Origin of the sequence: Pseudomonas bijieensis (assembly GCF_013347965.1) — a bacterium.
Taxonomy (GTDB): Bacteria; Pseudomonadota; Gammaproteobacteria; order Pseudomonadales; family Pseudomonadaceae; genus Aquipseudomonas; species Aquipseudomonas bijieensis.
On the sequence record NZ_CP048810.1, the window covers coordinates 1,943,213 to 1,963,773 of the forward strand.

Consider the following 20,561-nt stretch of genomic DNA (forward strand, 5'->3'; position numbering starts at 1 on the left):
GTTGTGCCCGGCAAGTGACGAACGGGGTGAACGATCAGTGTGCCGCACCCAAGGTCTTGGTGGCTCGTGCGGCTGCTTGCTCCTGCCCTGCCCCAGCCAATTCATCCGCCGCTTTCAGCCAACGCTGTGAATCGACATTGGCCGGAAGCTGCGTGGGACGCTGGAGCAGCACCGCCCAGCCACCCGCGCTCTTGAAGGCCGATTCGAAGGCACTGAAGCTGATCAATTGCCGCCGGTTCATGCCTGATCGCAGCAATACCGTCTGCTTCTGACGGTTGTAGCCGGCGAGAATCCCATACCGAGGCTCGGCCCAGAACGCCGAACCGTCTATGTAGCGCACCAGCACCGGATAACCTGCCGCGACCTGTTCCAACAGCGCGGGCAGCTTGGCGTCGAGGGGATACACCAGCAACCCGTATTCGCGCGCCAGGGTTTGCATATTCTGCTGCAAACCGGTTTCGCCACCCGGCAGGTGCAATGGTTTCTCCAGCAACCCCGGGGTAATTACCGTGCCTTGCAGCGTCAACAGAGCGGCCAGGGACTGCGGGGCGCCCTGGTGCATTTCGCCACGATAGAACGGCACACTGTTGAGTTCCACCCGCTCGGGCAGGCGCTGGATCTGCGGCGACACACTGCCCGCACAGCCCGCCAGGGCGACGAGACAGGACACTGTCAGTACCAGTGATCGAAAAGATGAAATGACCGGCGACATGATGACTCTCTTGTTCAGGCACCCGGCATCCGGGCCAGGCTTGGGTCGACGATCATAAGGCGCGCACAGCCCTGGGTATAGCCATAACAACAGTTTTACGAGCGCGATAGAACGAACCGATCCGTGCCCAACCGCCACGGATCGACTACCTGCAACACTTGAGCGACTAGACTGTCCACTGTACTGAGTGGGTTATCCCGGACCGGGATAAAAGGAGGCACAGATGAGCCTGACAACGACAATTCTGATGCTGATATTCGGCTGGCTGAGCGTAGCCACGGCCATGCTGTGGGGCGTGCTTCGGATCACCCGGCGCCATCACCACGCGCCAGCTGCGCAATCGGAAAAAACCACAAAAGCCGCCCGGCGCCACGCTACCGCACACTGACCACTCGCCATTCAAAACAAAAAAAGCCACCCGGGCCTGGACCCGGGTGGCTTCTGTCTGCCTGGCATCAGGCGTTGTTGGCCAACGCCCTTTCCTTGGCCCGTCGGGACAACATGTTCAACACCTCGATCGCCGCCGAGAACGCCATGGCCGCGTAGATATAGCCCTTGGGCACATGGGCACCGAAGCCTTCGGCGATCAGCGTCATGCCGATCATGATCAGGAAGCCCAGGGCCAGCATGACCACGGTCGGGTTGTCGTTGATGAACTTGGCGAGCGGTTCGGCCGCCAGCAGCATCACCAGCACCGACACAACGACTGCAATGATCATGATCGGCAGATGCTCGGTCATGCCCACGGCGGTGATGATGCTGTCGATGGAGAACACCAGGTCCAACATCAGTATCTGACCGATTGCCGCGGCAAAGCCCAGGGTCACACCGGACGTGGCTGTCTTGGGATCATCCGGCGCCGGGTCCATGCTGTGGTGGATTTCGGTGGTGGCTTTCCACAGCAGGAACAGGCCGCCGGCAATCAGGATCATGTCTTTCCAGGAAAACGCCTGGCCCAGGATTTCGATGACCGGCTCGGTCAACTGCACGATGAAAGCAATGGTGCTCAACAAGCCCAGGCGCAGGATCAGCGCCATGCCGATACCGATCCGCCGCGCCTTGGCCCGATGCTGAGCCGGCAATTTGTTGGTCAGAATCGAAATGAAGATCAGGTTATCGATGCCAAGCACGATTTCCATGACCACCAGAGTTGCCAGGGCGATCCACGCGGTGGGGCTGGCGGCGAGCTGTAAAAGATAATCCATGGGTCAGTCCTGACTGATGTGACGGGTTAGATGGTTTCGGTAGAGGATTCTGATTTTTCAGCGTCTTCAGCCGGCTGCTTCTTGGGGCTGATCAACCCGCCGGTGGCTTCGCTGATCGCCTGTTCGGCGGCCTTGTGGGTATCGTCTATGGCCTGCTTGGCGGTTTGCGCAGCTTGCCCCATCAGTTGCTGGGCACTTTTTTCAGCCTGTTCACAGCCCGCCAGTGTCATTGCGGACATCGCCAACAAGGCTGCAAGCCCCACGGATTTGTATGTCATGGAATGAACGCCTCTTGAGAGATATAGAAGGAGCACGAAGTGGCCCACCAATGGCCAGGCATTCTAGAGACGCGAATACTTCAGGAAAATTCGTATTTTCAGCGGTTATACTTCGTTTTTTACGAACTAACGTGAACCCATGCTCAATTACCGACAATTGCATTACTTCTGGGTGGTGGCGAAAACCGGCAGCATCGTGCGAGCGTGCGAGCAGTTGAACCTGACCCCACAGACCATCAGCGGGCAGATTTCCCTGTTCGAGCAGACCTATAACATCAAGCTGTTTCGTCGGGTCGGGCGGCAGTTGGAACTGACCGAGGCCGGCCGCCAGACATTGCCCTACGCCGAACACATGTTCCAGTTGGGCGGCGAATTGGAGCTGATGCTGCGGGCCCAGCCCAACGAACAGCAAACCCTGTTTCGGGTCGGGGTGGCGGATGTGGTGCCCAAATCCATCGTCTATCGATTGTTGGCACCGACCATGGAGTTGAGCGAGCCGCTACGCATCACCTGTCGCGAGGACAAACTCGAACGGTTGCTGGCGGACCTGGCGATCCAGCGTCTGGACCTGGTGATTTCCGACAGCCCGATGCCGACCCACCTGGACATCAAGGGCTACAGCCAGAAGCTGGGGGAATGCGGGATCAGCTTTTTCGCCACCGCCGCGCTGGCCGAACGCTACGGGCAGGATTTCCCCCATGGCCTGCATGACGCTCCGCTGCTGATTCCCGGGCCGGAAACCGTGGTGCGCAGCCGCTTGCAACGCTGGTTCGCCGAACAGCAGATCCAGCCGCGCATCGTCGGCGAGTTCGACGACAGCGCATTGATGCAGGCCTTCGGTCAATCCGGCAGCGGGATTTTCATCGGTCCAAGCGTGATCGCCGAAGAGGTGAAGCGCCAGTACGGCGTAGAAGTGATCGGCCAGACCGATGCGGTGAGCGAATCCTTCTACGCCATTTCCGTGGAACGCAAGGTCAGCCACCCGGGCATTGTCGCGATTGCCGAGGGCGCCCGACGCGAGTTGTTCAGCGCCTAGCAGGTAACCCGGGGCTTGAAGGTCATCAGGAGCAACGCCAGCAGGATCGATACAAAGATGAACCCGGCTGCCGCAAACCCGACACTGCCCAGGCCCAGGGTATCGATGACCCGGCCACCGACCATCGCCCCCAGGCCAATCCCCAGGTTGGCCCCGGCAATGTTCAACGATGCGGCGAACGCCGGAGCCTGTGGGGCCGCCTTCATCAGTCGCACGTGGCTGACCAGGAACAAAGCCGCCTGGGTCACGCCCCAGATGCCCATCGCCGCCGCCAGCGCGAGAGGCGAATGAATGCTCGGCACCAACGCCACCATGCCGCCGATCAGGAACAGGCAGAAGACCATCGATGCGATCAACGGATGCCGGTCCACCGCACGGCCGCCCAGGGAATTGCCCAGCAGCCCGACGGCGCCGAAGCCCATCAGGCACCAGCCCACCAGAGTGCCGTCGAATCCGGCCAGGCGCTCGAGGATATCCGCCAGATAGGTGTAGGCGGTGAACATGCCGCTGAACACCAGGATCGACAACAGCACATGCCCTTGCATCAACGGGCTGCGCAGGATCTTGAATTGCGAACGGAAACTCACCTGATGTTGGTGCAGGTTGGTTTTCGGCAAGTAGATAAACAGCAGCAAGGCCTTGGCAAAGGCAATGACAGCCAGGATCGCGAACGCGCTGCGCCAGCCAAACGCATCGGAAATCAACGTACCCACGGGAATGCCAAACACCGTGGCACAGACGATACCGAAGCCGATCCGGGCGATGGCCCGCCCGGCTAGCTGGGGTCCGACAATGTCCACCGCCGTTTCACTGGCCAGCGCCCAGAACACCGGCAGGCCCAGGGCCGGAATCAACCGGGCAATGGCCATCACCCAGATGTTGGGGGCGAACGCGGCAAGCATGTTGGCCAGACCGAACATGACCAGCACGCTGATAAACAACTTGCGCCGCTCGAAGCGGGCGAACCAGGCGGTCAGGAATGGCCCGAACGCGGCCACCGTAAACGCGAACAACGTCACCAGCAACCCGGCCTGGGGAATAGTGACATGCAGGTCACGGGCGATAGAGGGCAACAGGCCAACGATGACGAATTCCGTGGTCAGCACGGTAAAACCGGCGGCTGACAACAGGAAAATGGGTAACAACATGCAGAACTCCAGCGAAACGACGACACCAGCGTTAGCCCAAGGGCCCGCTGGCGGTAAGAAGGTGAGAACGGCAAAGCCTAACAGAATGCGCGCGTCTTACAAACGCAGGCCATGGTCCGGATAAGGGTGACGGACTGTCACAGGTCCGTCAGATTTTTTACCGGCTGTGATAAAGTCCGCGGCCTGCAAACGCCGTACTTTCTCTCGGTCCGCTCATGTGGCCTGCCCGCTTGTTGCCCTGATTCGTCGACCGTCGCACACAATAAAATCAGAGATGCCGCTATGACAGCTTCGTCCGTTACCCCATTGCAACGCCTTAAACGCACCAGCCTGGTGACGCAAATCATCATCGGCCTGATCGCCGGTATTGTCCTGGCATGGCTGGCGCCCGACCTGGCGAAGGCCACCGCATTCATCGGCAAGGTCTTCGTGTCCGCGCTCAAGGCCGTGGCGCCGATCCTGGTATTCGTGCTGGTCATGGCCTCGATCGCCAACCACAAGCACGGCCAGGAAACCCATATCCGGCCGATCCTGTTCCTCTACCTGCTGGGCACTTTCGCCGCTGCGGTGGTCGCGGTGGTGGCCAGTACGCTGTTTCCCTCCAGTCTCGTGCTGTCGACCCAAGACGTCGCGGTCACGGCGCCCGGCGGCATCAGCGAGGTGCTGCAAAGCCTGCTGCTCAGCGTGGTGGATAACCCGGTCCGGGCGCTGATGGACGGTAACTTCATCGGCATCCTGGCCTGGGCCATCGGCATGGGTATCGCCATTCGTCATGCTGGCGAAACCACACGCACTGTGCTCGACGACCTGTCCAATGGCGTGACCGTGATCGTGCGCCTGGTGATCAGCTTCGCCCCGCTGGGGATCTTCGGCCTGGTGGCCTCGACCCTGGCCACTTCCGGCTTCGGCGCCCTGCTCGGCTACCTGCACCTGCTCACCGTGTTGATCGGCTGCATGCTGTTCGTGGCGTTGGTGATCAACCCACTCATCGTGTTCTGGAAACTGCGTCGCAACCCCTACCCGCTGGTATTCACCTGCCTGCGCGAGAGTGGCATCACGGCGTTTTTCACCCGCAGCTCGGCGGCGAATATTCCGGTGAACCTGGAACTGAGCAAACGCCTGGGCCTGCACGAAGACACCTATTCGGTATCGATCCCACTGGGCGCGACCATCAACATGGCGGGCGCTGCCATTACCATCACCGTACTGACCCTGGCGGCCGTGCATACCCTGGGTATCGCAGTGGATGTGCCAACGGCCGTGCTGCTGAGCGTTGTCGCGGCCATTTGCGCGTGCGGTGCATCCGGGGTGGCTGGCGGTTCGCTGTTGCTGATTCCCCTGGCGTGCAGCCTGTTCGGTATTCCCAGCGAAATCGCCATGCAAGTGGTCGCGGTGGGCTTCATCATTGGTGTCCTGCAGGACTCGGCGGAGACGGCGCTGAACTCGTCGACGGACGTGCTGTTCACGGCGGCGGCTTGCCTGGGTGAGGAAGAGAAGCTCGCGCGTACGGCGTAATCAGGATCGACCTGCCTCTTGTGAGGTCTGTGACGCCGTCATCGCGAGCAGGCTCGCTCCCACAGGAGATTTGTTGTATAGCGTCTATTGTGCGAGCACCGTTGCCCCCTGTGGGAGCGAGCCTGCTCGCGATAGCGGCGGTACATCCGCCGAGGATGTAACAGACAGCCACAAAAAAGCCCGGGAACGGCCCACACCGTCCCGGGCTTTTTCATGCCTGCGGGGTTAGAACGCGCCCATGTAGTCGCGCTTGCCCACTTCCACACCATTGTGGCGCAGCAATGCGTAGGTGGTGGTGACGTGGAAGAAGAACTGCGGCAGGCCGTAGGTCAGCAGGTAGCTCTGGCCGCTGAAGCGTTTTTCCTTCGGCGTGCCCGGACGGGTAACGATTTCGATACCTTCCTTGCCATCGATCTGCTCAGGGCGGATGCCCTCGATAAAGGCCAATACCTTGGTGATCAGGGCTTGCAGCTCGGCAAAGGTGGTCTCGCTGTCGTCATACTTCGGCACTTCGACCTCAGCCAGGCGTGCAGACACACCTTTGGCGAAGTCCACCGCGATCTGCACCTGACGCACCAGCGGGAACATGTCCGGGTACAGGCGGGCTTGCAGGAAGGCGTTCGGGTCGATGTTCTTCGCGGTGGCGTGGGCTTCGGCCTTGTTCAGAACGTCGCTCAACGCGTTGAGCATCTGCTTGAAAACCGGGACGGAAGCGGCGTACAGGGAAATAGTCATGGCAATCTCATGCAGGTGGCAGGAAAGAATGAATCAAACGGCTGCGATTATAGCCACGGCTTGTTGCACGGCTTGTCTTTTATTGCGCAAGGATTAGGCTAGGCGGCTTCCACAGCATAGGGAACGCGCGATGAGCATCGAAGAACAACAGCAGGCTGAAGAACCACGGCTCAATAGCACGGAAATCCGCATCCTCGGCGCACTGGTCGAGAAGCAGGCCACCAACCCCGAGACCTACCCGCTGACCCTCAACGCCCTGGTACTGGCCTGCAACCAGAAAACCAGCCGCGAACCGGTGATGAACCTCAACCCGGGCCAGGTTGGCCAGAGCCTGCGGGCGCTGGAAGGTCGCGGCTTTACCAAACTGGTGATGGGCAGCCGCGCCGACCGTTGGGAACATCGGGTCGACAAAGCCCTGGAGCTGGTGCCGGCCCAGGTGGTCCTGATGGGGTTGCTGTTCCTGCGTGGCCCGCAAACGGTCAATGAGCTACTGACCCGCAGCGCACGGATGCACGACTTCGAAGATGTCGAACAAGTGCTGCATCAGCTTGAACGCCTGATCGCCCGTGGGTTGGCGCTGCTGGTGCCACGCCAGGCCGGCCAGCGCGAGGACCGCTATGTCCACGCCATGGGCGACCCGGCGGACATCGAAGCGATTCTCGCCGCTCGCCAGCACCCGGTGGAGCGCGGCGCCGGCGGCGGTGTCTCGCTGGAACGCATCGAAGAACTCGAAGCGCGGATCGCGGCACTGGAAGAACGCCTGGCGCGGCTGGAATAGCGGCGTCTACGCCGAGCGGGCGAAGGCGACAGCTTTTTCGAATTGCTCCAGGTTGGGTCGCACGCCGGTGTACAGCACGAACTGCTCCAGGGCCTGGATCGCAATGACTTCCAGCCCGGTGATGACCCGTTTGCCTTCGGACCGGGCGCGCACGATCAGTGGCGTTTCCGACGGGATCGCCACGACATCGAACACGGTCTCGGCCGCGGCGATGGTCCCGGGCTCGAATGCCAATTGGTCGGCCTCCGGGCCGCCGGTCATGCCGATCGGCGTGACGTTGATCAGCATCTGCGGCTGTCGGCTCCCCAGTTCAGCTTGCCATTCATACCCCAGGGACTCGGCCAGGGCTCGCCCGGCGGTTTCATTGCGGGCAACGATCAGCCCGTTCTTGTAACCCCCATCACGCAAGGCACTGGCCACAGCCTTGGCCATGCCGCCGCTGCCGCGCAGGGCAAAGGTCGAGTCCTTGGGCACGGCGTGGCTTTGCAGCAACTGGGCGATGGCGATGTAATCCGTGTTGTAGGCCTTCAGATGGCCGTTGGTATTGACGATGGTGTTGATGGATTGGATCGCGGCGGCGGAAGGATCCAGCTCGTCCACCAGGGCGATGCAGGCTTCCTTGAACGGCATCGACACGCCGCAGCCGCGAATGCCCAGGGCGCGAATACCGCCCACCGCTCCAGGCAGGTCCTGGCTGCTGAATGCCTTGTAATAGAAGTTAAGGCCCAATTGTTCATACAAATGATTATGAAAGCGCAGGCCGAAGTTTCCGGGACGCCCCGAGAGCGACATGCACAGTTGGGTGTCTTTGTTGGGATTGATCTGCATGCGTGTCTCCTTGCGTTCACTTTCGGACAGACGGAAACACCGTCGCGAAAGGTTTATTCGATGATGATACCGCCCGGCCCGGCCCGATCTCAGGCCCCTGGATGGCGCGGCGCGGTAAAGAAAAGCGCTACAGACCTTACACAATATTTACCCAACGGCGTCGCAAATCTTGAGAAAATCGCTGTCATAGCAAGTAACCCCGCGACCCTCATCGGGTCTGTTGCAGACCACAGGCGCCGGGGCCGAAACGAGGAACAGCCATGAATCGTAAACTTCCCATCATCGCCCTGCTCATGGGGGCACTCGCGGTCACCGGCCAGGCATCCGCCCACGGTCGTGGTGGTTGGGAGGGGCCCGCAGTGTTTGGCGCAATCGTCGGTTCGGCCATCGTCGGCTCGGCCATCATCAACCGTGATCGGCCGGTGTATGTGCAGCAACCGGTCTACGTCCAGCCGCAGCCGGTCTACTACCAGCCGCCACCACCGGTCTATTACCAGCCACAGCCGGTGTATGTAGAGCAACCGATCTACTATCGCCCGGCACCGGTGTATTACGGGCCACCACGGGGCTACTACTACGGCCCACCCCGGGGGCCATTACGGCCGCTGGTAATCAGCTCTTTCGAGCAGCACAAAAAAGCCTGTGATCCTTGATCACAGGCTTTTTCATGTCCGCTGGATAACCTGTGGCGAGGGGATTTATCCCCGCTGGGGCGCGAAGCGGCCCTGAATGCCGACAACCCAGTGTGTCAGGCAGGTTAAGTTGACTGCTTAGGGGCTGCTGCGCAGCCCAGCGGGGATAAATCCCCCTCGCCACAGTGTAATGGTCAGACGTGCTCGCTGCTTTTCAGTCGGATCGGCGCATGCCCTGCCGGCTCGTGAACAGACTCCGCCACCACGGGAATCTCGTTACCATCGCAATCATGCAGCTTGCCGTCGCTGAAGTAATCGCCCTCGCGCAGCGCCGCCAGATCCTGGTAACGCAACACCCGCTCGGTGCCGGCAGCGAAAACCGACTGTTGGTCGGAGTTACCCGCAGTGAGGTGGTTGAACGCCAGGTTCAGCACGATCGCCATGATTGCCGAAGAACTGATGCCCGAATGAAAGATGGTTGCGAACCAGCTTGGGAAATGGTCATAGAAATTCGGTGCGGCAATAGGAATCATGCCAAAGCCGATGGAGGTGGCGACGATGATCAGGTTGACGTTGTTGCGGTAATCGACTTTCGACAGCGTGCGGATGCCACTGGCAGCCACGGTGCCGAACAGCACGATACCGGCACCGCCCAGCACCGAGGTCGGCACCGCCGCGATCACCCGCCCCATGAACGGCAGCAGGCCGAGCACCACCAGAAACACCCCGCCGGTCGCCACTACGAAACGGCTCTTGATCCCGGTCACCGCCACCAGCCCGACGTTCTGGGCAAAGGCACTCTGGGTGAAGGAACCGAAGATCGGCGCGATCATGCTCGACAGCATATCGGCCCGCAAGCCGTTGCCCAGGCGCCTCGAGTCGACTTTGGTGTCGATGATCTCACCCACGGCCAGGATGTCGGCGGAAGTTTCTACCAGAGTCACCATGATCACAATGCACATCGACAGGATCGCGGCGATGTGGAAGGTCGGCATGCCGAAATGGAACGGGGTCGGGAAGCCGAACATCGGGCTTTGGCTGACCGATGAAAAATCGGCCATGCCGAGGAACACAGCGATGACAGTGCCAATGACCATCGCCAACAGAATCGATAACCGGGAGATGGTGGCGCTGCCCATTTTGCTCAGCAACAGCACCAGTACCAGGGTCACCGCGGCTAGGCCGATGTTGGCCATGCTGCCGAAATCAGCAGCGTGACTGTTGCCGCCCATCGCCCAACGCGCCGCCACCGGCATCAGGGTCAGGCCGATAGTGGTGATCACGATGCCAGTGACCAAGGGCGGAAAGAATCGGGTGATGCGCGAAAACACCGGGGTAATCAGCAAACCAATCAGCGACGCTGCGATCACCGCACCAAGGATGGCTTGAAAGCCGCCCTCCCCGCCGCTGCCGACAATCGCCACCATGGTCGCGACGCCCGAGAACGATACGCCTTGCACCAAGGGCAACTGGCAGCCGAAAAACGGCAAGCCAAGGGTTTGCAGCAACGTCGCCAAGCCCCCTGCGAACAATGACGCGGCAATCAACAGACCGATATCAGCCGGCGAAAGCCCGGCTGCCTGGCCGATGATCAACGGCACGGCGACGATGCCGCCGTACATGGTCAACACATGTTGCAGGCCGTAAGCCATATTCGCGCCGACGCCAAGGTTTTCGTCCTCGGGCCGTGGGAGTGAAACATGGGGCGTTTTCATGGTTCGGGAATTCCCTGTTTTTTGTTATGGGCACACTGTATTCAAAACTCAGGACAAATGTCCATAGAGTTGTATACAACTTGTTACCCTACCCAGGAACAGGATTCCCGCCCAACAGCTTTTTTATGGCTGGAGCAAGCCCACGACTGCTGGCCGCAACAGCTCGCGAGGCGGTACGCGCAAGTCGAATTCCTGTTCCAGCACGTCGATCAACTCGTCGGCATCGGTGAGCGATCGTCGTTCACTCTCCTGCCCTATCCGGTGCACGGCATAGCTGTTGCCGTTCAGGGTCTTGCGCAGCCCATCACCGGTGCGGGCGACCATCAACCGGCCCATGAACGGCGACTCAGGGTGGCTGCAGACGTACCAATTGCCGAGGGTGTAGTCGATGTCTTCCTGGCGTTGCAGATCGAACAGGTACATCGGCCGCCATTCGTCGGCCACGTTGGCACGCAACAGGTAACCGTCCGCATGGGTCTCGATGCGGTACGGTTCATGGGGCGTGACTTGTGCCTCACGGCTGTCCAGCAGCAGCGGCGCTGTTGGCACCATGCCACCGAAGCCGACGTCGGTGATGTAGCGCACACCCTCGAACGTCACCAGGCTCAGCCGGTGGGTCCGGGCAGTCCAAGTGCCCTCAGGCGCGTTCATCACCACGCGTCCGGTGATGCCCCGGGCCTCGAAACCCAACGCCTGCAACAACGCCAGGAACAATTGGTTGAGTTCATAGCAATAACCGCCGCGTCCTTGCTCGAACACTTTTCGCTCGACCGACTCAAGGTCGATGGGCACGGGTTGGCGCAGCAATGTCGAGAGGGTTTCAAAGGGGAATTCGGCGGTATGGCGCCATTGCAGTTGACGTAACGTGTCGAGGGTCGGCGCGGGGGGCGCATCGAAGCCCAGGCGCCGCAGATAGCGGGCCGTGTCGCTCAGTTGGGAATGACTCATGAGGGTGTCCTTTTCCGGGGGCGGCGCAGCGCTCACGACATACGCACTGCTATTGGGCGCCAGGTATAAGACATTCCCCTCACAGAGACAACAAGCGACCGGAGCGCTTCGCCCGCTCACCGCCGCTTGCGTGAAGCCAGCCGGATCCAGGTGGGCGCGTGGTCGCTGGGGTGGGGTTGGTTACGGACCCAGGCGTCCACGCCGGCCTCGCTCAGGTAGGCGCTGGCCGTCGGGTTGAGCAGCAGGTGATCGATGCGCAGTCCGGAGTTTTTCTGCCAGTGCTGGCGGAAATAATCCCAGAAGGTGTAGATCCGCTCGTCCGGATAGAGGTGGCGCAACGAATCGGTCCAGCCCTGGTCCAGCAGCCGCTGGTAGCACGCGCGGCTTTCAGGCTGCAACAGCGCATCCTTGAGCCAGGAGCGCGGGTTGTAGATGTCCATGTCGGTGGGCACCACATTGTAGTCACCGGCCAGCACCACGGGATGATCACTGGCCTGCAATCCTTGGGCATAGTCGATCAGCCGTTCGAACCACGCCAGCTTGTAGTCGAACTTCGGACCCGGTTGCGGGTTGCCGTTGGGCAGGTAAAGGCAGCCCACCAGCACACCATGGACCGCCGCCTCCAGATAGCGACTGTGGCTGTCGTCATCCCCGCCGGGCAGTCCTCGGCGGCTCTCCAGCGGCTGCGCGTCACGGGCCAGGATCGCGACACCGTTCCAGGACGCCTGCCCGTGCCAGATCGCTCCATACCCCACCGACTCCAACTCCGCCGCCGGGAAATCCTTGTCCACGGCCTTGAGCTCCTGCAAACAGACGATGTCAGGGCTCTCCCGCTCCAGCCATTCCAGCAGGTTGGGCAGCCGGGCACGGATGCCATTGATGTTGAAGGTCGCGATCCGAAGGTTTTTCATAGGTCCAGAATCCGAAATGCCAAGTCACAGTTGTGACCGACAACCGGACGCAGTGGTTGCACAGGTCTTCAGGAACCCGCGCCCCATCATCGAGATTCCAACCGATCTCAACGATCCGAGCGCGCCAGCGTATCGAGCCCACCTTCCGTCGATAGCACCGCCACGCGGTTGCGGCCGCTGTGCTTGGCCTGGTAAAGCGCCGCATCGGCCCGCTGGATGAAGATTTCGATGCTGTCCAGGCTGCTGGGGACAAAGGCATAGCAGCCCAGGCTTACCGTGAGGTAGCCGGTCGGGGAGCCGGAATGGGTGATGTGCCTGTCGATGACGCTGCGGCGAATCTGCTCGGCCAACGCCATGGCCCCCGAGAGATTGGTGTCGGGCAACAGCACCGCAAACTCTTCGCCACCATAACGTACCGCCAGATCGGCCTTGCGATGGCAACTGCTCTTGAGCACCTTGGCCACTTCCGCCAGGCAATGATCCCCGGCCACGTGTCCATAGGCGTCGTTGTAGCGTTTGAAAAAATCGATATCGAGCATGATCAGGCTCAAGGGGCTGCGCTGACGGGCGCCCCGGCCGAACTCGATGTCCAGGGCCCGCTCGAACAGGCGGCGGTTCGCCAGCCCGGTAAGGCTGTCGTGCGTGGCAATCAGCTCCAACGCTTCCTGGGCCTTGCGCAAGTCCGCCTCGATCCGTTCGCTATTACGTACCTGGCGCACGAATACCCAGCCGAACAAGCAAATGCCCAGCACCACCAGGCCGACAATGAGGCTGGACTGGAAAGCCCTGTCATGCCAGCCCGCCAGGATCGCCTCTTCGGATATCGCCGCGGTGACCACCAGTGGATAAGCCTGTAGATGTTGATGTCCATAAAGTCTGACGACACCATCGATGGCGGAACGGATGAGTGCATCGCCAGCCATGCCGCTGGCCAGGGCATGGTTGTAGATATGTTCCTCGGACAGCGGATGACCGATCCGTCCCTCATCGAAGGGACGCCGGGCCAAAAGCGTCCCGTCGGACAAAGCCAGGGCCATCTCGCCTTGATCATCCAGATTGAAGCTTTTGAAGAATCGGTCGAAGTACGACATTTTGACGCCGGCCATCAACACGCCCAGGAAGTTGCCATCCTGATCATTCAAGCGTCGGGAAACCGGGATGATCCAGTCGCCGTTTTGCCGACTGCGGATTGCCGGGCCGATATGGGCGACCAGGGAGGCGTTCTGTTGGTGGAAAGCAAAGTACTCCCGATCTGCCACCCCTGGCCCCCTGTGCAGGTTGTCAAAGGAGGTCACGACCCAGTGACCGTGCTTGTCGAACAGGAACAGGCCATGCAATTGCTCAAGCGACTGCACGCGTCGGGCAAAAGTTTGCTGCAAGCGTGGTTGTACCGCGGGGCCGAAGCCGTCGACTTGGATCCAATCCGTCAAACTGGCCAACACCAGATCAGCCTGGAGAAAGGTGTCCTGGGCCTGCTGGGCCATGGCCCGGGCAAGAGTGGCCGAGGCGATGCGGGCCGACTCCAGATCCTGGCTGCGAGACTGCTCCAATTGCAGGTAAAGCAAACCGCACAGGCACAGGCACACCGCCGCGATAAACGTCACCGCTGCCTTGAGCAACGGCAGGCGTTTCAAGGCACCGCCAGGGGCATGGAAAGGATCGAGAATAGGGATAGGCAAGCGAGTTCCTGAAGAGGGCAAAACATGAGCGAATTCGCTCAAAGCCCCCAATATTCGAGAGCTTAGCCTACCGCTTGTGAGGCGGCAATTTGCCTGTGCAGCGGCGCCGATGGGTGGCTTGAGTGGATCCAAAAACCAGCCTGACAGCCGATAAAAATGCCCTCTCCAGGGCCCAGAGTTTCCCGCACCAAAGGCCAGTGGTTTGGGGTGCTCACCGCACAGGCGGCACTCGGATTTCCCCAGCCCGGCACTGTGTCCTGACACCCTTGCCACACGCGGCGAACGCCAGGTCCTTGTCCATGCAAACCCGCACTTCCGACAGCTGCGGTCCGCTACAAATCACCGCAATGCCATCAGGCGCGATGCCTGGATTGTTTTGGCGGAACAGCCGGATGATCTCCTCGGCTTCAAAATAGTACGAGGAATTGAACGGTTGCAGCTGTGGTGGGATTTTCACTGCCCCCAGGGCTTTGTCGGCAACCTCCAGGTAGCCCATGGCGCCGAGGCCGCTGCAAGTACCATGCTTGGACCACTCATGCGCCATCAACTTGCGGGTAGGAAACAAGGTCAGGCCCTTCTTCTGCTCCTCTCTCGTCAAAGGCACCTGAGGCGCACAGGATTGCGGCCAGCCGCCCTTGATGTATTGCGGCCAGAGGCCATGGAGTACAAAGCCGTAGCCTTTACCGGAGCACTGTGCGTCATTCTGGTGAGTCAGGCAGAACGTCGGTGACCAGGACAGCGCCAGCAGGTAGTAATCGAACACTCCGGCCACGGATTGCGCCCGTGCATTGCCAGATTCGCGGGCATTGCCCACTCCCATGCAGCCCAGTGTCAATACGATCAGCACGGCCACGGCAAGACGTTGTTTCATTGACCCACTCCTTGGGGCGATTGTGCGAAGGCGGGATGATCCGGCGATGACTGTTTCAATTTGGTGTTTCAACTCTCTGGAGGGTTGTTTTTTTACAAGCAAACCTCGCCGGGGGCTATCTAAATTGCGTAACGCCCCATAACGTAGATCGCCTTTGACTTTTAAGTGCCCGTCGCCCATGAGCAAACCGATCCGCCCCCATGACGAACAGCCCCTGAGCAGACCCGACACCGTCAGCCTGCGCGAGGCCTTCTGGTTCTGGCTCAAGCTGGGCTTCATCAGTTTCGGCGGCCCGGCGGGGCAGATCTCGATCATGCACCAGGAGTTGGTGGAGCGCCGACGCTGGATTTCCGAGCGACGATTCCTGCATGCCCTTAATTACTGCATGTTGCTGCCGGGGCCAGAGGCCCAGCAACTGGCGACGTACCTGGGCTGGCTGATGCACCGAAGCTGGGGCGGGGTGATTGCCGGGGCGCTGTTCGTGCTGCCCTCGCTGTTCATCCTCATCGCGTTGTCCTGGCTGTACGTCGCCTTTGGCGAGGTGCCGATAGTGGCGGGCATTTTCTATGGCATCAAGCCGGCCGTGACAGCAATCGTGGCGCATGCAGCCCACCGGATCGGCTCCCGCGCACTGAAGAACAATTGGTTGTGGGCGATCGCCGCGGCATCGTTCACCGCGATATTCGCCTTTGATCTCCCCTTCCCTCTGATCGTCCTGGGTGCGGCTGTCATCGGTTATTTCGGTGGCCGCTGGGCACCGGGGAAATTCAGCCTGGGCGGTCACGATTCCCAGCACCAATCCTTCGGCCCCGCATTGATCGACAACGATACGCCGCCCCCGGAACACGCCCGGTTCAGCGCCGCCAGGTTGACCCGTCTGGCCGTCATCGGTGCCCTGCTATGGCTATTGCCGATGGGCCTGCTGACCGCCGTGTTTGGCTGGGGCGGCACGCTTACGCAAATGGCCTGGTTCTTTACCAAGGCCGCGTTGTTGACCTTCGGCGGCGCCTACGCGGTTTTGCCCTACGTGTACCAAGGGGCCGTCGGACACTTCGGCTGGCTGACGCCGACACAAATGATCGACGGCCTGGCCTTGGGCGAAACCACTCCCGGGCCGCTGATCATGGTCGTGGCCTTTGTCGGTTTCGTCGGCGGTTATGTGATGCAGGTGTTCGGTCCCGAACAGGCCTTTCTCGCCGGGGCCGTCGCCGCCACGCTGGTGACCTGGTTCACGTTCCTGCCTTCGTTCCTGTTCATCCTGGCCGGCGGCCCGCTAGTGGAATCGACGCACAACACGCTGAAATTCACCGCGCCGCTGACGGCGATTACCGCAGCGGTGGTCGGAGTGATCCTCAACCTGGCGTGCTTCTTCGGTTACCACGTGCTCTGGCCCAACGGTTTTGCAGGTGCCCTGGACTGGCCGTCGGCAATCATCGCCCTCTTGGCGGCCATTGCGCTGTTTCGCTACAAGCGCGGGGTGATCCAGGTGTTGCTGGCGTGCGGTCTGGCCGGGCTGGCGGTGCATTTGCTGCGCTAGACCAGGTGTTTGCTCAGGTACGTCGCCGAGGCCGGACACAAGGTCTTGAACTGGGCCGTCGCCCTGATCGGAGCGGGCGCCAACGAGCGATCCTGCACCTGATAGCCCTGGTCGGTAAAAAACGCGGCGGCGCTGTCGGTCAACAGGTGCAGCCGTTCTGCCCCCTCACGTTGCGCAAATGCTTCGATAGCGGCCAGCACCGCCGCACCAGTGCCCTTTCCCCGTTGCCCCTCAAGGACAACCAGCGAACGCAGCAACCGGTCGGCGCCCTCCCCCTCGATGCCACCAAACGCCACATCAACGCCTTGTTGGCTGAAGCTGAAGAACTGTCGACCGGGATACGTCAGGTCATCCACGGGTAGACCGGCCTGGGCGAGCGCATCGCGCAATGGTCCCAGGTCGTTATTGCTCAAAGCTGTCATTCGCATGGTTGATGCTCGCTGCAGTGTCCTGCCCTGATCATCGGGCACGCCCGAATTTGGTTACAACTCACCGGGTGCATCGGGGGACGGGGTTCAATAGGATTGCTCGAAAGTAAGCCACTGGCGTACATTAGCAATGATTTTTATTGAAACTCCAATTTTTACCCGTCGGGTCAAAGAACTGATGGATGACGATGATTTCGCTGTCCTACAGAAAATACTGGTCTGCAATCCTTCCGCTGGTGATGTCATGGAAGCCACCGGAGGGATCCGAAAGATTCGTATCGCAGCCAAAGGCCATGGCAAACGGGGTGGGGCCAGGGTGATCTACTACCACTTCGTCCATGCTTCGCGGATCGCATTACTGATGATATATCCGAAAAATGAACAGCAAGACTTGACCGTCGATCAACGCAAAGCATTGAAATTGATTGTCGAGCACTGGAGATAACCATGAGCAAATTTTTCGATGAGCTGATGGAAAGCGTACAACAGATGGATGAAATCGTCCGAGGCGAACGCCAGCCGTCACGGGAGTTCATCGTCGATGCGTTGCAAGTGAAGGAAATACGCAAGGCTACCGGCCTGACCCAAGCCAAGTTCGCAGCACTGATCGATGTCCAACTGGGCACGCTTCGCAACTGGGAGCAGGGACGACGCGAGCCTACCGGCCCCGCTAAAGCACTGCTGCGGGCGATTCATAATGATCCGAAACACGTGATCAGCGCCCTAGCCGTTTAAGCATTGCCGAAATGAACAGAACCTCTCAAGCACTGCTTCCATGGGCGAAGGTGCTCGCTCCCGACACCACCCCATGACCCAGCGCAAATGAACACCCCGCCCCATCAGCTAAGCTCAACCTATCATCACGACAGGGAATCGACATGAGCAAGGCAGACGAGCTAGCGGCCAAACTACGGAGAACCCAGCAAACCCGCGCCGATACCGACAACTGCGCCGACCTGGCGATCGAGCATTGGCCCGCCCAAGTCTACGAACTGTATCGCCAGATCGAAATCTGGCTGGCGCCGGTGTGCGAGGCTGGCCTGGACATTCGGCGCAATCCCACCCACGTGTTTGAAAGTCATTCCAGCGGTTCGACGTACAACTACGCCATCGATCAACTGGTGATCGAAGGCAATCATCGCCGCATTTCATTCGATCCGATTGCGCGTTTTTCTCCCCAGGGAGAAGGATGCATCGAGGTCCATATGAAGGGACAGGAGCACTGCATCGTGCGCACACTCGGCGAGCATGGGGAATCGCTATGGCATCTCCAGCCGCTTCGGTTGACCGGGCAACAACCTGACCCAGTGACACTGAACGAGGACGCCCTGCTCTCCCTGATAGAGGAAGGTCTCGGGCTATAACGCCAATGGGCGACCTTAAGGTCGCCCATTGTTGACGGGTTTACGCCCGCGTGGATTCGCCTTCACGGGCACGCTTTTCCCGTATTCATTCCACCACGCCGTCAGCGCCTCCATCGTCGGCCCGAGCCCACGGGCCTTTTGCGTGATCTCGTATTCAACCCGCGGCGGTACTTCGGCGAAGACAGTGCGCGACACCAGGCCATCCCTCTCCAGTTCACGAAGTTGCGCCGTCAGCATGTGCTGAGTAACGCCGGGAATGGCCTTGCGCAGCTCCCCGAAGCGATAGATCCGCTGATGCAGCAACCACATGATTTCCAGCTTCCACTTGCCCGAGAGCAACGCAAACGCACGGCGCATTTCCTCGTGCATGTTGACCTCGGCCTTTTCATTAGTCTGGTTTTCCATACTAACCATCACTTTTTCATCCTTCTTGCGGGCTTTCATGTTAGGCGACATTCTCGCTCTATGTCGATTCAACCCAGCCCACTCAGGAAAATACTCATGATTGAACACTCCCTCTATTGGATCAGTACGACGGCGCTGGCCCTGCTTTACCTGGCGTCCGCAACGCTATACGTCACCAAGAAGGCATGGGTAGGCCAGGCGCTGGCCGACCTCGGTTACCCCAGCTACCTGGTACCGATGCTCACCGTCCTGAAAATCCTCGGAGTAGTTGCCATTCTGTCGCGCACAAGCGTAGCGCTCAGCGACCTGGCCTATGCAGGCATGCTCTATCATTTGCTGCTGTCGGCGTCCGCGCACCTGAGTGTGCGCAAACCGCGCGGCGCCCTTCCGGCGGCAATAGGCATTCTGTTGCTGATCGCCTCCTTCCTGACCCAGAACACTGTCCGCGAAGTGCCGTCGCCCTATGCTCCTGGCGCGGCGCAGCACCAGGTCCTCCCCGACTGACGGACTTTGCCTCAACCCATCGTGCTATAGGGCGTTGCGTGCGAAGTCGATGAAGACTCCCGAACCGCTGACCGAGCGGCCAGCGCAGTAAGGACAGCGGCAACGCCCAGCACGGCCGCACTGGTTTCGAAGGTCGCACGATAGCCACTCAGATCAAACAGAACACCGCCCACTGTCGCGCCCGCCGCGATGGCGAGCTGGACGATCGCCACCATCAAGCCACCCCCGGCTTCGGCATCGTCCGGTAGCGTACGCGCCAGCCAGGTCCACCAGCCTACGGGAGCCGCGGTGGCCACCAGGCCCCAGAGGCCGAGCAACAGGGCCGTGATCGTCACTGAACCGCCGAACCAAACAAGGGCAATGGCGATGACGGCCATCAACAGGGGAATGACGACGAGCGTCCGATACAGACCGTTTTTCAGGAATGCGCCGATCAGGAATGTTCCCAGGAAGCCTGCCACCCCGATCACCAGCAACAGGATGGAAAGCATGGACACACTCACCTGTGTCACCGTTTCAAGGAACGGTCGCAGATACGTGAACAGCATGAACTGGCCCATGAAAAATGTGCTGACCGCCAGCATGCCCAGCGCGACCGGAGCCCGGGTCATCAACCTGAAGACATTGGTACTGCCCTGCTTCGCCTGCGAAGGCATGGCCGGCAGGCGTAACAGCAGCCAGACCAGAGCGACGGCAGCAACGGGCACAATGCAGAAAAACGCGCCACGCCAACCGATGATCGCCCCAAGGAAGCTGCCCAGCGGCGCAGCAATCACGGTTGCCAGGGCATTGCCACCATTGACGACGGCCAGTGCCTGCGGAACCTGGTTGTCCGGCACCAACCGCATGGCCGTGGCCGCCGACAGCGACCAGAAGCCACCAATCGCAACACCGATCAACGCGCGCGCCACCATGAATGTGGCGTAGTTGGGCGCCAGTGCGGCCACCGTTCCAGAAACGATCATCAACAGGGTCAATCCTGACAGTAACCACTTACGGTCGACCCGGGCGGCAATCGAAGCAATGAACAGACTGGTGATCAGGGCAAAGGCACCAGAGACGGCAATGCCTTGGCCGGCCTGCCCTTCGCTGACCTGCAGAGCAGCCGCGACCGGCGTCAGCAGGCTGACTGGCATGAACTCCGAAGCAACGAGCACGAACGCGGCAAGGGCCATGGCAAATACCGCGCCCCAGGCGGGCTGGCCTTGTGGCAATGAGTTATCGGTCATTGGGAGAAAATCCTGTGTTTCTTGTGTGGTAGCGAGCCTGCTCGCGATGACGAGGGGCACAACCGACATCACCGTCTCAGGCAGGCCGCTTTCGCAAGCAGTT

General features: G+C 60.5%; 24 protein-coding genes. 10 read left to right on the forward strand and 14 right to left on the reverse strand.

Annotation, left to right across the window (positions count from 1 at the left end):
• Positions 1–34: 34 nt before the first annotated feature.
• Positions 35–712 carry a hypothetical protein gene (locus GN234_RS08250; protein ID WP_109751634.1) on the reverse strand — a complete coding sequence of 226 codons (678 nt, stop codon included), beginning with the start codon at positions 710–712 and terminating at the stop codon, positions 35–37.
• 223 nt (positions 713–935) lie between these two features.
• Here GN234_RS08250 and GN234_RS08255 point away from each other — a divergent pair, with 223 nt between their 5' ends.
• Positions 936–1,100: a hypothetical protein gene (locus tag GN234_RS08255; protein WP_176688252.1), complete on the forward strand. Its 165-nt coding sequence runs from the start codon at positions 936–938 to the stop codon at positions 1,098–1,100.
• Positions 1,101–1,167: 67 nt separating this feature from the next.
• Here the strand turns inward: GN234_RS08255 and GN234_RS08260 are convergent, their stop codons facing one another.
• Together GN234_RS08260 and GN234_RS08265 are read right to left on the reverse strand one after the other, a co-directional pair.
• Complete coding sequence (locus GN234_RS08260) at positions 1,168–1,917, reverse strand: TerC family protein (protein ID WP_109751633.1); 750 nt, start codon at positions 1,915–1,917, stop codon at positions 1,168–1,170.
• Between the two features lie 26 nt (positions 1,918–1,943).
• Entirely contained in the window at positions 1,944–2,195 is a 252-nt protein-coding gene (locus GN234_RS08265; RefSeq protein WP_109751632.1) for a hypothetical protein, read from the reverse strand.
• Between the two features lie 139 nt (positions 2,196–2,334).
• Here GN234_RS08265 and nhaR point away from each other — a divergent pair, with 139 nt between their 5' ends.
• The gene (gene nhaR, locus GN234_RS08270) at positions 2,335–3,231 is read left to right on the forward strand and encodes a transcriptional activator NhaR (RefSeq protein ID WP_063322135.1); all 897 of its coding nucleotides are present in this window, start codon (positions 2,335–2,337) and stop codon (positions 3,229–3,231) included.
• Here the strand turns inward: nhaR and GN234_RS08275 are convergent.
• Positions 3,228–4,379, reverse strand: a complete 1,152-nt coding sequence (locus GN234_RS08275) for an MFS transporter (RefSeq protein ID WP_109751631.1) — start codon at positions 4,377–4,379, stop codon at positions 3,228–3,230. The two genes, nhaR and GN234_RS08275, sit on opposite strands and share 4 nt — an antisense overlap.
• 282 nt (positions 4,380–4,661) lie before the next feature.
• On the opposite strand from GN234_RS08275, the gene sstT reads away from it, so the two are divergent.
• Complete coding sequence (sstT, locus tag GN234_RS08280) at positions 4,662–5,894, forward strand: serine/threonine transporter SstT (protein WP_109751630.1); 1,233 nt, start codon at positions 4,662–4,664, stop codon at positions 5,892–5,894.
• Between the two features lie 225 nt (positions 5,895–6,119).
• Here the strand turns inward: sstT and GN234_RS08285 are convergent, their stop codons facing one another.
• Complete coding sequence (locus tag GN234_RS08285) at positions 6,120–6,629, reverse strand: DUF1993 domain-containing protein (RefSeq protein WP_109751629.1); 510 nt, start codon at positions 6,627–6,629, stop codon at positions 6,120–6,122.
• 130 nt (positions 6,630–6,759) lie between these two features.
• On the opposite strand from GN234_RS08285, the gene GN234_RS08290 reads away from it, so the two are divergent.
• Positions 6,760–7,407: a YceH family protein gene (locus GN234_RS08290; RefSeq protein ID WP_109751628.1), complete on the forward strand. Its 648-nt coding sequence runs from the start codon at positions 6,760–6,762 to the stop codon at positions 7,405–7,407.
• Positions 7,408–7,413: 6 nt separating this feature from the next.
• Here the strand turns inward: GN234_RS08290 and GN234_RS08295 are convergent, their stop codons facing one another.
• Positions 7,414–8,235: a shikimate 5-dehydrogenase gene (locus GN234_RS08295; protein WP_176688253.1), complete on the reverse strand. Its 822-nt coding sequence runs from the start codon at positions 8,233–8,235 to the stop codon at positions 7,414–7,416.
• 260 nt (positions 8,236–8,495) lie between these two features.
• On the opposite strand from GN234_RS08295, the gene GN234_RS08300 reads away from it, so the two are divergent.
• Entirely contained in the window at positions 8,496–8,888 is a 393-nt protein-coding gene (locus GN234_RS08300; protein WP_176688254.1) for a hypothetical protein, read from the forward strand.
• Positions 8,889–9,061: 173 nt separating this feature from the next.
• On the opposite strand, the gene GN234_RS08305 is transcribed toward GN234_RS08300, so the two are convergent.
• The 5 genes from GN234_RS08305 to GN234_RS08325 form a co-directional block, all read right to left on the reverse strand.
• Positions 9,062–10,582 carry a nucleobase:cation symporter-2 family protein gene (locus GN234_RS08305; RefSeq protein ID WP_176688255.1) on the reverse strand — a complete coding sequence of 507 codons (1,521 nt, stop codon included), beginning with the start codon at positions 10,580–10,582 and terminating at the stop codon, positions 9,062–9,064.
• Between the two features lie 123 nt (positions 10,583–10,705).
• Complete coding sequence (locus GN234_RS08310) at positions 10,706–11,530, reverse strand: arylamine N-acetyltransferase family protein (protein WP_176688256.1); 825 nt, start codon at positions 11,528–11,530, stop codon at positions 10,706–10,708.
• Positions 11,531–11,646: 116 nt separating this feature from the next.
• Positions 11,647–12,441 (reverse strand): exodeoxyribonuclease III, encoded by a 795-nt coding sequence (xth, locus tag GN234_RS08315; RefSeq protein ID WP_109751623.1) that lies wholly within the window; start codon positions 12,439–12,441, stop codon positions 11,647–11,649.
• 107 nt (positions 12,442–12,548) lie between these two features.
• Positions 12,549–14,120, reverse strand: a complete 1,572-nt coding sequence (locus GN234_RS08320; RefSeq protein WP_116831890.1) for a sensor domain-containing diguanylate cyclase — start codon at positions 14,118–14,120, stop codon at positions 12,549–12,551.
• A 211-nt stretch (positions 14,121–14,331) separates the two neighbouring features.
• Entirely contained in the window at positions 14,332–14,991 is a 660-nt protein-coding gene (locus GN234_RS08325) for a ribonuclease T2 family protein (RefSeq protein WP_176688257.1), read from the reverse strand.
• A 178-nt stretch (positions 14,992–15,169) separates the two neighbouring features.
• Here GN234_RS08325 and chrA point away from each other — a divergent pair, with 178 nt between their 5' ends.
• Positions 15,170–16,528 (forward strand): chromate efflux transporter, encoded by a 1,359-nt coding sequence (gene chrA, locus GN234_RS08330; RefSeq protein ID WP_176688258.1) that lies wholly within the window; start codon positions 15,170–15,172, stop codon positions 16,526–16,528.
• Here the strand turns inward: chrA and arsN2 are convergent.
• On the reverse strand, positions 16,525–16,956 hold the full coding sequence (arsN2, locus tag GN234_RS08335) for an arsenic resistance N-acetyltransferase ArsN2 (RefSeq protein WP_176688259.1): 432 nt from the start codon (positions 16,954–16,956) through the stop codon (positions 16,525–16,527). The genes chrA and arsN2 overlap by 4 nt on opposite strands.
• 130 nt (positions 16,957–17,086) lie before the next feature.
• Here arsN2 and GN234_RS08340 point away from each other — a divergent pair, with 130 nt between their 5' ends.
• The 3 genes from GN234_RS08340 (at position 17,087) to GN234_RS08350 (ending at position 18,320) form a co-directional block, all read left to right on the forward strand.
• A complete protein-coding gene (locus GN234_RS08340) occupies positions 17,087–17,401 on the forward strand; it encodes a type II toxin-antitoxin system RelE/ParE family toxin (protein WP_116831887.1) in 315 nt (104 codons plus the stop codon).
• A gap of 2 nt (positions 17,402–17,403) precedes the next feature.
• Positions 17,404–17,691, forward strand: coding sequence for a helix-turn-helix domain-containing protein (locus tag GN234_RS08345; protein ID WP_058545613.1), 288 nt, complete (start codon positions 17,404–17,406; stop codon positions 17,689–17,691).
• 143 nt (positions 17,692–17,834) lie between these two features.
• Positions 17,835–18,320 carry a hypothetical protein gene (locus tag GN234_RS08350; protein WP_176688260.1) on the forward strand — a complete coding sequence of 162 codons (486 nt, stop codon included), beginning with the start codon at positions 17,835–17,837 and terminating at the stop codon, positions 18,318–18,320.
• 15 nt (positions 18,321–18,335) lie between these two features.
• On the opposite strand, the gene GN234_RS08355 is transcribed toward GN234_RS08350, so the two are convergent.
• Complete coding sequence (locus GN234_RS08355; protein WP_233459536.1) at positions 18,336–18,764, reverse strand: winged helix-turn-helix transcriptional regulator; 429 nt, start codon at positions 18,762–18,764, stop codon at positions 18,336–18,338.
• A gap of 57 nt (positions 18,765–18,821) precedes the next feature.
• Between GN234_RS08355 and GN234_RS08360 the strand changes: the two genes are divergently transcribed.
• Positions 18,822–19,229 (forward strand): DoxX family protein, encoded by a 408-nt coding sequence (locus tag GN234_RS08360; protein ID WP_163854612.1) that lies wholly within the window; start codon positions 18,822–18,824, stop codon positions 19,227–19,229.
• 11 nt (positions 19,230–19,240) lie between these two features.
• On the opposite strand, the gene GN234_RS08365 is transcribed toward GN234_RS08360, so the two are convergent.
• The gene (locus GN234_RS08365; RefSeq protein WP_176688261.1) at positions 19,241–20,458 is read right to left on the reverse strand and encodes an MFS transporter; all 1,218 of its coding nucleotides are present in this window, start codon (positions 20,456–20,458) and stop codon (positions 19,241–19,243) included.
• Positions 20,459–20,561: the final 103 nt, after the last annotated feature.